This window comes from Sporichthyaceae bacterium, from assembly GCA_036493475.1.
In the GTDB taxonomy this organism is placed as follows: domain Bacteria; phylum Actinomycetota; class Actinomycetes; order Sporichthyales; family Sporichthyaceae; genus DASQPJ01.
In genome coordinates this window covers 1-12,189 of the sequence record DASXPS010000099.1, presented here as the reverse complement: position 1 = coordinate 12,189, position 12,189 = coordinate 1, and the positions used below count along the sequence as shown (strand labels likewise).

Annotated in this window: 10 protein-coding genes; 4 read left to right on the top strand and 6 right to left on the bottom strand. The window is 72.7% G+C overall.

Annotated features, from left to right (window positions below):
• The first annotated feature begins 46 nt into the window (after nt 1-46).
• From VGJ14_10780 to VGJ14_10765, 4 genes are all read left to right on the top strand, one after another.
• Nucleotides 47-619, top strand: a complete 573-nt coding sequence (locus VGJ14_10780) for a CDP-alcohol phosphatidyltransferase family protein (GenBank protein ID HEY2832899.1) — start codon at nt 47-49, stop codon at nt 617-619.
• The gene (locus VGJ14_10775) at nt 616-1,860 is read left to right on the top strand and encodes a nicotinamide-nucleotide amidohydrolase family protein (protein ID HEY2832898.1); all 1,245 of its coding nucleotides are present in this window, start codon (nt 616-618) and stop codon (nt 1,858-1,860) included. The genes VGJ14_10780 and VGJ14_10775 overlap by 4 nt, the downstream gene beginning before the upstream one ends.
• Before the next feature lie 127 nt (nt 1,861-1,987).
• On the top strand, nt 1,988-2,296 hold the full coding sequence (locus VGJ14_10770) for a helix-turn-helix transcriptional regulator (protein HEY2832897.1): 309 nt from the start codon (nt 1,988-1,990) through the stop codon (nt 2,294-2,296).
• Between the two features lie 39 nt (nt 2,297-2,335).
• The gene (locus tag VGJ14_10765) at nt 2,336-2,533 is read left to right on the top strand and encodes a hypothetical protein (GenBank protein HEY2832896.1); all 198 of its coding nucleotides are present in this window, start codon (nt 2,336-2,338) and stop codon (nt 2,531-2,533) included.
• A 12-nt stretch (nt 2,534-2,545) separates the two neighbouring features.
• Here VGJ14_10765 and VGJ14_10760 read toward each other — a convergent pair whose 3' ends face one another.
• From VGJ14_10760 to VGJ14_10735, 6 genes are all read right to left on the bottom strand, one after another.
• Nucleotides 2,546-3,355, bottom strand: a complete 810-nt coding sequence (locus VGJ14_10760) for a family 1 encapsulin nanocompartment shell protein (protein HEY2832895.1) — start codon at nt 3,353-3,355, stop codon at nt 2,546-2,548.
• Nucleotides 3,356-3,365: 10 nt separating this feature from the next.
• On the bottom strand, nt 3,366-3,929 hold the full coding sequence (locus VGJ14_10755; GenBank protein ID HEY2832894.1) for a hemerythrin domain-containing protein: 564 nt from the start codon (nt 3,927-3,929) through the stop codon (nt 3,366-3,368).
• A gap of 44 nt (nt 3,930-3,973) precedes the next feature.
• A complete protein-coding gene (locus VGJ14_10750; protein ID HEY2832893.1) occupies nt 3,974-4,576 on the bottom strand; it encodes a hypothetical protein in 603 nt (200 codons plus the stop codon).
• A gap of 36 nt (nt 4,577-4,612) precedes the next feature.
• Nucleotides 4,613-5,281, bottom strand: a complete 669-nt coding sequence (locus tag VGJ14_10745; protein ID HEY2832892.1) for a VOC family protein — start codon at nt 5,279-5,281, stop codon at nt 4,613-4,615.
• 26 nt (nt 5,282-5,307) lie between these two features.
• The gene (locus tag VGJ14_10740) at nt 5,308-9,858 is read right to left on the bottom strand and encodes an ATP-dependent helicase (GenBank protein HEY2832891.1); all 4,551 of its coding nucleotides are present in this window, start codon (nt 9,856-9,858) and stop codon (nt 5,308-5,310) included.
• 45 nt (nt 9,859-9,903) lie between these two features.
• The coding region (locus VGJ14_10735) for a hypothetical protein (protein HEY2832890.1) at nt 9,904-12,189 on the bottom strand (2,286 nt) is incomplete at its 5' end.

Genomic DNA, 12,189 nt, shown 5'->3' with positions numbered 1-12,189 from the left:
CGGTCGTCGCCAGTGAGGGCGCCGACCTGGTCGCGGAGCCGCGGCCATGACCGAGCAGACGGCGACGGTGGGCAACTGGAACCTCCCCAACGTCCTGACCGGGCTCCGGATCCTGCTCGTGCCGGTGTTCGGCTACGCCCTGCTGCACTCCTCAGGCACCTCGATCCTGTGGCGGTGCCTGGCCGCGGTCGTGTTCGTGGTCGCGATGGTCACCGACAAGGTCGACGGCGACATCGCCCGCTCACGCGGTCTGGTCACCGACTTCGGCAAGATCGCCGACCCGATCGCGGACAAGGCGTTGTCCGCCGCCGCACTGATCAGCCTGAGTTCGTTGGGCAACCTGCCGTGGTTCGTCACCGTGGTGGTGCTGGTGCGCGAACTCGGGGTCACCCTGCTGCGGTTCTGGGTGATCCGGCACGGGGTGATCCCGGCCAGTCGGGGCGGCAAGCTCAAGACCATGCTGCTCGGCTTCGGCACCGGGTTCTACATCCTGCCGTTCACTGGCTTCGGGCACGACGTGGCCATCGGGCTGATGACCGCCGCGGTGGTGGTCGCCTGGGTCACCGGCGTGGATTACGTGCTACGTGCCGCACGATTGCGGGCGGCAGCGCGGGCATGACCCGGGTCGAGCTGATCACGGTCGGCGATGAATTGCTGTCCGGTTTGGTGTTGAACTCGAATGTGGCCCGGGTGGCCGACGCGCTCGGCGGGATCGGGCTCGGGCTCTCGGTGGTGTACGACGTCTCCGACGACGTCGAGGAGATCGTCGGGGCCTTGCGGACCGCCTGCGCGCGGGCGGATCTGGTGCTGTGCAGCGGCGGTCTCGGACCGACCTGCGACGACCTCACCCGCGATGCGCTGGCCGGGCTGGCCGGGGTGGGCATGGACCGGGACGCAGCGCTGGAGGACATCGTCCGGTCCCGCTACACGGAGTGGAACGTGCCGGTGCCGGACCTGGCGCTGCGTCAGGCCGACGTGCCGCGGGGCGCGGTCCCGGTGCCCAACCCGCGGGGCAGCGCGCCGGGGTTGCGGATGAGCGTCGGCGCCACGCTGATCTACGCGCTGCCCGGCGTGCCGCGCGAGCTCGAGGCGATGCTCGCCGACCACATCGTCCCGGAGCTGTCCGCCGGCCTGGCTGCGTCGACTCCCGGGGAGCCGCGGCCGGTGACCGCGACGGTCCGGATTGCACTGGCCGGTGAGTCCTCGATCGCCACCGCGCTGAACGACGTGGACTTCGGCTCGGTGCGGGTGGCCTACCTGGCACTGCCCGGCGACGTCGCGGTGCGGCTGACCGGGGCGGGTGACGCGGTGGCCGCGGCGCTCGACGCCGTCACACACCGGCTGGGTTCGGCTGCCTACTCCACCGACGGGACCGAACTGTCCGCGGTGGTACACGGACTGTTGCGCGAGCGCAAGGCGAGCCTCGCGGTGGCCGAGTCGTTGACCGGCGGCCTGGTGGCCGCGGCGTTGACCGACCCGGCCGGGGCCTCGGTGAGCTTCCGGGGCGGCGCCGTGGTCTACGCCACCGAGGCCAAGGCCGAGCTCGGGGTGAACGCCGACCTGCTGGCCGAACGCGGCCCGGTGGACGCCGACGTGGCCTTGGCGCTGGCCCGCGCGGTGCGCGAGCGCCTGGGCGCCACGCATGGATTGGCCACCACCGGGGTCGCCGGACCGGACCCGGTCGGGGACTACCCGGTGGGCACGCTGTTCGTGGCGGTGGACTCCGCGGACGGCGCCCGGGTGATTCGCCGGTCGTTGCCGCCGCGCCGGGATCTGGTCCGCGCGCTCAGCGTGGTGCACGCCCTGGACCTGGTGCGTCGCCACCTGCTCGGGCTGGAACCGTATGAGCTGACCGGATGAGCCCTCGGCCCGCCGAACGGGGGAAATTTCGCCCCGGGCGGAACACGTTGTTACACCATCGCCGCAGCGGGCTATCGACGGGTACCGTTGCGGGTAGGACGTACCTTCGGGCCGAGGGAGGCCGGCGATGATCCTGCTGCGACGCCTGCTCGGCGAAGTGCTGCGCCGCCGTCGGCAGGAGCAGGGACGCACCTTGCGAGAGGTCTCGGCGCTGGCCCGGGTGTCCCTGGGGTACCTCTCCGAGGTGGAACGCGGCCAGAAAGAGGCCTCGTCGGAGTTGCTGGCCTCCATCTGCGACGCGCTGGGCATGCGCATGTCCGACCTGATGCGCGAGGTCGCGGACACCGTCGCGGTCGCCGAGCGGGCCACCACCGCCACCGTGCTGCCGCTGGAGCCGGTCGGCGCGGAGCGTTCCGAGGTCGTCGCCGCCGCGTAGCCGGTGTGTGGGGCCGCGGCCCACGGGAAGTAACACTGCATGCTTGCCACCCATGGAGCCATCCCGATTGTCATCGCCGTTGTCATCGCGCTGGTCGGCATGTGGGCCATCACGGTGGGCCTGGGCTCGCGCACTGCGCGTAACGCCCCGATGAGCAAGGAGCACCGCGAGCGCATCGGGGAATACGGCGAGGAAGGGCTGCGCCGGGCCGAGGCCCGCCACAACGAGCACGAATGAGCTCAGCGCCGCTCAGCGAGTGAGCGCGATTCCGGCATCGGGTTCGATGACCCGGAAGGTGAACGCTTCCTCCAGGTACAGGTGGATGGCCGAGCCGTTGTGATGTGAGTAGCCGACGGCCAGATCCTGGGCGACGTCGAGAACGAAGTCCCCACCGCGGCGGGTGAGCACAACGGCTCCGGAGATGCCCGGAGCGCGGATGATGTCGCCACCGAGGATCTGCCGCAGGTGGTCCAGCAGTGGGTGCCCGCCGCGCTCGGTCGTCTCCATGATGCGGGTGTAGCCCTTGGGGTCGATGGCGAGCGCGAACGGACCGTCGACGCCCGCGTCCCGTAGCCGGTCCACCGCCACCGCGACGGCGTGCGGGTAACCGCCCGCGTCGTCACCGAGCGGCACGGCCGAATGCGCGGCGGCGTCGGTGATGCCCACCACGTCGGCCGGCTTCCAACCATGCAGAATCGCCGCGTTCTCGCACTCCGCGGCGCGGCTCGCGGCACGCACCAGATCGTCGAGGTCCAGGTCGAGCGCACCGCGAGCGGCGGCGGCCACCTCGTCCCGGCGCACCGTGAACGGCACGCGGAATTCGATGACCGGCAGCACCACGCGTCGCGCCACTTCTTCCCCGGCCATGTCGGCGGTGTCCTCGACGCGTTGGATGCGGCCCAGGTCGGTGGCCGAGTATGTCCAACCGTGCGGGCCGGACCAGTCGACGAGCCGGCGCGCGGCCAGATAGGGGGTGAGACGCTCCCGCGCCTCCCGGTCAATCAGTTCCCACGCCTGTGCCGGAATCGGCGCCAGGTCGCGGGCCAGATGGTCGGTCATGTATCTCTCCTCAACCAGACTGGCCGATGCGCAGTGATGGGTCGCGTGCCGGCAGTTGCGCGGCTACGTAGGCCTGTGGGTCCTTGTCCGAGGTGTCCACCGCGGCGGCGCTGCGGTGCGTGGCCTTGAACTCCAGGAAGGCCCGCCCCAACGCCCGCCGCGACTCGGGATCGGAGTGCCGGCGGTAGTCGGCCAGCGCGTCGTCCTCCTCCTCGGCCATGTGCTCGGTGTTGGCCGCCCGGGCCGCGTTCACCCCGGCCCACCAGGCGGCGGTGCCCACCCCGGCGGCGTTCGCCTGGCCAACGGCATCGCGGATCTCGTTGTGGTCGCCGATGGCGTCGACCGTCTCGTCCACCGCGTCGTCACCGGTGCGCAGCAGCCGCGGGTAGAAGACCTCTTCCTCGGCCGCCGCGTGTACGTCCAGCAGGTCGGCCAGCGGCCGCCACACGCTCTCGAGCGCCGCCGGATCCGGGGTGGAGCCGGGCGGGCCCTGCACCTCGTCCAACGCCGCGAAACCGCGACGAAAGGTGTCGTGATCGTCGAGGATCAGCGCGGTGATGTCATGGCGGTCCACGACGGCACGCCCTACCCGGTGCGCCGCAGGCCAACCGTGCCGGGTCAGGGCAGGAACTGCTCGGCGATCCGGGTGATCGTGCCGCCGTCCACGGTCACCCAGAACAGGTGGTTGGCCAGGTTGTACCCGGCCAACTGCTCCAGACTCACCGCGACGTCCTTCGCGGAGTCGCCGCTGGTCTCCCCGGCCAACGTGTTGACCGTGATGGTGGCAGCGGCGGACACCGGCAACGTGCGCAGCATTTTGTTGGCGTTGCGGACCCAGTAGTCATTGGGCGGGCGCACCTCACTGGCCCCGTCCTCGCGGGCCGCGTTGGCCGCGGCGTCGCCGGTGAAGAACTGCACCACGTCCACGGTCAGCTTGCGGTTGGCCACGTCCACGCTCGTGATGTAGACGGGGTGCTTGCCGTTGGTCAGCGTGCCATCCGGGGCCGGGGTGGCCGCCGGGGACGCGGTGGTCGCGCCGTCGCCCGCAAGATCGGGATGGCTGGTGTCGGTCGGCGTCGCGGTGGCGATGGGCACGTCGGTCACCGTGGGCTCGGCGGCGATTGTGGCGACCGGTTGCGGCCCCGGGCTGAGGTCGACGGTGCGGTGCGGGCCACATCCGGCCAGCGCGGCCACCAGGGCGAGCGGGACCAGACGGGTCACGGCAGAGACCATGCCCGGACTTTCCCACAGCCGTGCTCAGCCGGGCGAGAACACGCAGAACTCGTTACCGTCCGGGTCGGCCAGCACGTCCCAGCGCCGGTCGTCGCCGCGGGTGCGCAGCAGGGTGGCGCCGGCGTTCACCAGGTCGGCCGGCACACCGGTGACGTCCCAGTGCACGCGGTTCTTGACGGTCTTGGGTTCGGGCACCGGGACGAAGGAGATGTTCTCGAACGGGGCACCCGCGGGCGCCGGGATCCAGCCGTAACCGGGTTCGTCCTGCCCGGCCTCGCGGTGCGCGACTACGCCGAAGACCCCGGCCCACCAGTCCGTTATCGGGCCGGGATCCGCGCAGTCGACCACGAGCTCGTAGAGCCGATAGGCCGGCGGTTGCTCCCGCACGAACGCACAGAACTCCTGACCGTCGGGGTCGCTGAGCAGGATCCAGCGAAAACTCGTGTCTTCCAGCACCGTGGCGCCGGACAGGTCGCCGATCGCGGCGCAATGCACGTCGAGGTGCACGCGGTTCTTCACCGTCTTCGCCTCGGGCACCCGGCACACCCACACGGTGTGCTGCGGGGTCGGCCCGCGCAGCGTCTCCGGATCGCTCTCCTCGGTCTGCAGGCCGAGCGCGTCGGCCCAGAACGCGGCCGAGCGCACCGGGTCCACCGCGTCGACGCACAGGTCCTTCCAGGTGGCCAGAACCATTGCCCCTCCAGTGATGTGACGTAGCGTCAGGAACGCAGGCGTAGCCCGCGCGGTCCGGCGCGGAAGCCCGCGGACTCCAACGCGGCGGCCAACGGCGAGCCCAGCACCGAGGCGCCGTCGGCGCGTTCCACGGTGAGCTTGCCCAGCGCACCGTCGCGCACGGCCAGCGCCAGGGCGTCCGCCGCGGGTTGCAGCACGTCGGCGGTCACCGGCCAGGACAGCAGCGACTTGCCGCCGCGTTCCACGTACAGCACGAGTTCGCCGTCGACCAGCACGACCAGGGCGCCGGCCTTGCGGCCGGGCTTGTGCCCGGACGCGGCGGCCTCCGGACGGGCGGGCCAGGGCAGCGCGGCGCCGTAGGCGTTCGCCGGGTCGGTGGCGGCCAGCACCAGCGCCCGCGGCCGGCCGCGGTCAGTGGCCGGCGTCGCCCGCAGCCGGTCCACCGCACCGGGCAGGGCGAACTGCGCAGCACCCAAACCCTCGACCACGTAGCCACGCCGGCAGCGGCCGGTCTCCTCCAGCGCGGCCAGTACCCGGTAGACCCCGGCGAACCCGCCGCTGACCCGTTCGGCCATCACCGCGCCACGGGTGAGCACCCCGTGCCGGTCCAGCAGGGTCTCCGTGGTGGCGCCGGCCCGGCGGGTCGGGTCGGTGAGCACCTCGGGTAACAGCGACCAGCGTCCGGCCGCAGTGGGCGGGCCGGCGCGGGTGGGCATGCTCGGGCGGCCCAACATCGGGCGACCTCCGCGGCCGACCCGGGCGCGGGCGGTCGGCGGGCGGCTGCGGTGGGTGCCGCGGCCACCGAGCAGGGTGCGCAGCGGCGCGAGGGTGTCGTTGGTCAGTCGCCCGGCCCACGCCAGGTCCCACATCGCCGCCACCAATGCGGTGTCATCGGTGGCACCGATGCGATCGGACAGTTGCCGGAAGAACAGCGCGTGGCCGTCCTCCAGTGCGCCGAGAACAGCCTGATGCAGGTCACCGCTGATTTCGGCGGGCTCGGGCAGCAGTAGTGGCGCGTGCTCGGCGGGGTGCAGGGACACCCAGCCGTCGTTGCCGGGCAGTGCGCCGTGCCCGGCCCAGAACACTTCACCGGCCGCGGTCAGTTCGTCGAGCATCGCCGGGGAGTAGCCCATGACCCGGGCGGGCAGCACCAGGCTCTCCAATGCGGAGGCGGGCACCGCGGCGCCGGCCAACTGTTCGATGACCCGCAACAGCCCGTCGGTGCCGCGCAACGCGTCGGTGCCCACGTGCTGCCAGGCGGGCAGGAAGCGGGCCAACGCGGCCGGCTCCACCGGCTCGATCTCCTGGCGCAGTCGGGCGATCGAGGCGCGCCGCACCCGGCGCAACACCTCTGTGTCACACCATTCCTCACCGGCCGCGCCGGGCCGGAACTCCCCGGCCACCACTCGACCGACGCCGGACAACCGCAGCAATCCGCTGCGCACCACGGCGGTGCCCAACGCGAAGTGCTCGGCCGCGTCGGCCACGTGAAACGGACCGTGGGTGCGGGCGTAGCGCGACAGCAGGTCACCCAACGGGTCGGCCACCGGCTCGGTGAATGCCACCGGCACCCCGACCGGCAGTGCCACGCCGAGCGCGTCCCGCAGCCGACCCGCGTCCTCGATCCCCGCCCAGTGCTCCACGCCACCGATGCGCACCCGGATCGCCCGGCGGGTTTCCTCCAGCTCGGCCAGCCAGCCGGGCTGCGCGCCCCGGGCCAACGCGGCCGCGGTGGTCAACGGCCCGAGTCGGCGGAGCAGGTCGGCAACCCCTTCCACGTCGCGGGTCTGACGCTCAGTCAGCAGATGTTGCAGCTCGGCCTCCACCTGCTCGAGGGCGTCGAGGTCGAGCAGCTCGCGCAGGTCCGGGGTGCCGAGCAGCTCGGCGAGCAAGGTCGAATCCAGCGAGAGGGCAGCTGCCCGGCGTTCGGCCAGCGGGGAGTCGCCCTCGTAGATGAACGAGGCCACGTAGCCGAACAGCAGCGAGCGGGCGAACGGGGACGGCGCCGCGGTCTCCACCTCGACGATGCGCACCCGACGGTTGTCCACGTCGGTCATCAACGCGGTCAGCCCCGGCACGTCGAAGACGTCCTGTAGACACTCCCGCATGGTCTCCAACAGGATCGGGAACGACGCGTACTGCGAGGCCACGGACAGCAGTTGGGCGGCGCGCTGGCGCTGTTGCCACAACGGTGAGCGGCGGTTCGGGTCGCGGCGCGGCAGCAGTAGCGCCCGTGCTGCGCACTCGCGGAAGCGGGAGGCGAACAATGCCGACCCGCCGACCTCCGCGGTGACCAACGCCTCCACCTCGGCCGGGTCCAGGATCACCGGCGGTCCGTGGCCGCCGGGCAGATCCTCGATATCGGGCAGCCGCAGCACGATCCCGTCGTCGGCGTGCATGGCCTGCACGTCCACCCCGGTGCTCTCCCGCAGCCGAGCGGCGATGGCCAATGCCCACGGGGCGTGCACCCGCGCGCCGAATGGGGAGTGCACCACCACTCGCCAGTCGCCGAGCTCGTCGCGGAAGCGCTCCACAACGATCGTGCGGTCATCGGGCAGGTAACCGCCGGTGACCTGGCGTTGCTCGGCCAGATAGGTGAGCAGGTTGCCCGCGGCCCACTCGTCCAGCCCGGCCGTGGTCAACCGGGCGCGGGCGGCGGCCTCGTCCATGCCGCCGAGCTCACGCACGAACGCGCCGATCGCTCGGCCCAGTTCGGCCGGGCGGCCGGGTTGATCGCCCTTCCAGAACGGCAGCCGGCCGGGCAGGCCGGGCGCGGGGGAGACCAGCACCTTGTCGTGGGTGATGTCCTCGATCCGCCAGCTGGACGTGCCGAGGGTGAACACGTCACCGACGCGGGATTCGTAAACCATCTCCTCGTCGAGCTCGCCCACTCGGGAGGCGCGGAGCGAGGCGGTAGCCGAGTGACCAATGGGCGGCGCGCCGACCAGGAAAACCCCGAACAGGCCGCGGTCGGGAATGGTGCCGCCGCTGGTCACCGCGAGCCGCTGCGCGCCGGGCCGGCCGCGCAACACGCCCTCGACCCGGTCCCACACCAGGCGCGGGCGCAGCTCGGCGAACTCATCGGAGGGGTACCGCCCGGAGAGCATGTCCAGCAGGGCGTCGAAGGAGCTGCGTGGCAGCGCCGCGAACGACGCGGTGCGGGTGATCAGTGCGAGCGCCTCGTCCACCGGCCAGTCGTCCAACGCGACCATCGACACCAGGTGTTGGGCGAGCACGTCCAACGGGTTGCGCGGCACGCTGAGCGCCTCGATCTGACCCGCCGTCATGCGTTCGGCGACCACCGCGGTGGGCACCAGATCTCCACGGTGCTTGGGAAACACGATGCCGCGGCTGACCGCGCCGACCTGATGTCCGGCACGACCGATGCGTTGCAGCCCACTGGCCACCGAGGGTGGGGACTCGACCTGCACGACCAGGTCCACCGCACCCATGTCGATGCCCAACTCCAGGCTTGAGGTGGCCACCACCGCGGGCAGACGGCCGGCCTTGAGTTCCTCCTCGATGATCGCCCGCTGTTCCTTGGACACCGAGCCGTGGTGCGCGCGGGCCAACACCGGGGGGGCGCCGTAGGACAGGCCGCTGGCGGCCATCAATTGGGCCGGCGGCTCGGGGTGCTCGGGGAGGTCCTCCGCGGCGGTCTCGTTGAGGCGCTGGGTGAGCCGCTCGGCCAACCGGCGGGAGTTCGCGAACACGATCGTGGAGCGGTGTGCGGCGATCAACTCCGCGATGCGCGCCTCCACGTGCGGCCAGATCGATGAGCGGGTCTCCTTACCCGTCGCGTCGAACTCGCCGGTGGGCGCACCGAGTTCGCGCATGTCCTCGACCGGCACCACGACTTGCACCTCGACGGTCTTGCTCGCCGCCGGTTTGACGATGCTGACCTCGGCGGCGCCGCCGAGGAACCGGGCCACCTCCTCCACCGGACGCACGGTGGCGGACAGGCCGATGCGTTGCGCGGGGGACTCCAGCAGCGCGTCCAGCCGTTCCAGGCTCAGTGCCAGGTGCGCGCCGCGTTTGGTCGCGGCCACCGCGTGCACCTCGTCGACGATCACCGTTTCCACCCCGCGCAGGAAGTCCCGGGCGCGGGAGGTGAGCAGCAGGAACAGCGATTCCGGGGTGGTGATCAGCACATCCGGCGGACGGGTGGTGAACCTGCGGCGCTCGTCGGCCGGGGTGTCCCCGGTGCGCATGGCGACGTCGATGGATGGCTCGGGCAGCCCGAGGCGGACCGCGGCCTGCCGGATGCCGGCCAGCGGGGCGCGCAGGTTGCGGTCCACGTCCACGGCCAGCGCTTTGAGCGGGGACACGTACAGCACCCGGCAGCGGTGTTCGCGGTCCGCGGGCGCGGGTTGGCTACTCAGCCGGTCCAGCGCCCACAGGAACGCGGCCAACGTCTTGCCCGACCCCGTGGGCGCCACGACCAGGGCGTGCCGACCGGCGGCAATCGCCGCCCAGGCGCCGACCTGTGCGGCCGTGGGGCTTTCGAAGGCACTGGTGAACCAGGCCCGGGTGGCCGCGCCGAACGGGCCGAGAACGTTGTCGGGGTCGGCGGGCATGGAATCCATCCTGCCTGCCGACCCCGACATTTGCGTTTGTGCTGGTCAGTCCTTCGCGTGACGGCGCCGCAGCGCCGCACCGGCCAGCAGCAGCCCGGCTCCGATCGCGCCGGTGGCGCCCATGCCGCCGGCGTCGCCACCGGTCTTGGGCAGCGCGGGCGGCTTGTGTGCCTGCTTGACCGCCGCGGGCGGCGGGGCGGGCTTGCCCGCGTCGGCGCCGTCGCCGACGGACACGCCGCCGCCGTCGCCGCCGTCGTTCGGGCCGGCCTGGAACCCGTCGCCACCGTTGCCGGACGAGACCAGCCCGGTGTCGCCACCGCTGCCGCCGTCACCCGGCTGGGTGCCGTCGCCACCGGTGCCACCGTTGACGACTGTGGTCAGCACGCCAGTGCCGCCGTGGCCACCGTCGCCGTCGCCGTCGCCGTTGCCGCCGTCACCACCGTTGGTGATGGACACCACCGTGGCGTTGCCGCCGTTGTCGCCGTCCTGGCCGCCGCCGCCACCGCCGTCGCCGCCGTTGCTGGTCGCGACCAGGCTGCCGTCGCCGCCGCCGCCGCCGGAGTCGCCGCCGCCGTTGGTGCCGTTGCCGCCGTCGCCGCCCTTGACGATCTGGCCGGTACCGCCGGAGCCGTCATCGCCGCCACCCGAGCCGCCGTCGAAGACCTGCACGATCGGTGCCTTGGTTTCCCCGCCGCCGCCGCCGATGCCGCCGCCGCCACCGGTGCCGCCACTGTCGCCGCCGTTGGCGCCGTCAACGATCGACCCGGTGCCACGACCGCCGCCGCCACCGGGGCCGCCGCCGTTGGGGCCGCCGCCGTTGGGACCGCCGCCGCCGGGACCGCCGCCCTGGCCACCATTGCCGATGGTGACCAGCGGGTTGTCGCCGCCATGGTTGTCATGGTGGCTGCCCGGCGCGTCCGCGCCGTTGAAGCACTCGATGAGCTTGCCCTCGGAGTAGTCGCCGTGGCGGTCGCGCCCGGGGTGGGCGGTGGAGCCGGCGTTGCCGCCGTCGCCGCCGTTGCCCAACGCGATGCCCGGCGCGTCACCGGCATGCGGCTGCCCGCCGCCACCGGGGCCACCGTTGGCCAGGCCCAGCAATGGGTCGGACCCGTTGGCCAGGTCGATGAGGTGGTGCTTGCGGTTGTGCGCGCCGTTGGCGATGGAGATCAGGGCGCCCTCGCCGCCACCGGGACCGCCGCCGTAGCCGGGGCCGCCTTGGTCGCCGTTAGGTCCGCGGTGGCGACCCTTCTCGCCGGCGTTGTGCTGGTGCTTGCCGTCACCGGCATTGGCCACCGACACCGGGCCACCGTCGCCACCGTCGCCGTCGCCGCCGGAGTTGCCGCCGTTGCCGAGAGCGACCAGGCCGCCGTCGGACTTGCCGCTGTCATGCGTGCGGCCGCCGCCGTTGTCGCCCTTGTGCCGGTCGCCGGCGTGGTCGTCGTTCTCGCCGTGGCCGCCGTTGCCGGCCTTGACCACATTGCCCTCGCCGCCGTTGCCGCGCCCGTTGCTGCGGGCATCGCCGCCGTTGCCGACGTTGAGCGGGGCGCCGTGGCCACTCTGACTGTGGCCGCCGCCGTCGCCCGGGCCGCCGCGGGCGTCGTTGCCGCCATTGCCGGCGTTGGCCAGCTCGCCCGTGCCGTCCTGGCCGGTACCGGGACCGGAGTTGCCACCGTTGCCCGCGTGCACCACGCTGCCGCGGCCACCGTCGCCGGTGCCGCCGCCGGTGGAGCGCCCGCCGTTGCCGGCGTTGAGCAGCGCACCGGCCGCGTCGTGCACGGCCCCGCCGGTGTCGTGGGAACCGGCGGCGCCGTTCTCGGTGTTCTTGTCGCCGGCGCCGCCGCGGCCCGCGTCGACCACGCCACCGTCGCCGCCCTTGTTCTGGCCGCGATCGCCTGATCCACCGTCAGATGCACCGGCCACTCGGCCGCTACCGCCGTTGCCGCATTCGCTGCCCTGGTTGTTGCCACCGTTGCCGGCGTCCACCGCTCCACCGTGGCCACCGTTGCCGCTGGAGTTGGCATTGTCGTTGCCGCCGTTGGACACCGCGGCCACGTGGCCGTCGCCGCCGTTGGCGGTGGCGTGCCCGCGGGCGTTGCCACCGTTGCCCACACTGGCGACCGCGCCGGACCCGCCACTACCGCCCTGCGGGCCGTCCTTCTTGTTGATGCCCGCCTTGGCGTGCTTGGCGACCTTGGCGTGCTTGGCGACCTTGGGCTCCGGTGCCGTGCGCGCGGTCGGGTCGGAGGCGGAGGTGGTCACCGCGGTCGGCGCGGTCTCGTGGTGCAGACCGCCGAGGTTGTTCAGCAGGTTGACCAGGCCGCCGTCGCCGCC

Coding starts and splice junctions, on each gene's coding strand:
- VGJ14_10780 (HEY2832899.1), top strand. CDS start 47: ATGACCGAGCAGACGGCGACGGTGGGCAACTGGAACCTCCCCAACGTC.
- VGJ14_10775 (HEY2832898.1), top strand. CDS start 616: ATGACCCGGGTCGAGCTGATCACGGTCGGCGATGAATTGCTGTCCGGT.
- VGJ14_10770 (HEY2832897.1), top strand. CDS start 1,988: ATGATCCTGCTGCGACGCCTGCTCGGCGAAGTGCTGCGCCGCCGTCGG.
- VGJ14_10765 (HEY2832896.1), top strand. CDS start 2,336: ATGCTTGCCACCCATGGAGCCATCCCGATTGTCATCGCCGTTGTCATC.
- VGJ14_10760 (HEY2832895.1), bottom strand. CDS start 3,355: ATGACCGACCATCTGGCCCGCGACCTGGCGCCGATTCCGGCACAGGCG.
- VGJ14_10745 (HEY2832892.1), bottom strand. CDS start 5,281: ATGGTTCTGGCCACCTGGAAGGACCTGTGCGTCGACGCGGTGGACCCG.
- VGJ14_10740 (HEY2832891.1), bottom strand. CDS start 9,858: ATGCCCGCCGACCCCGACAACGTTCTCGGCCCGTTCGGCGCGGCCACC.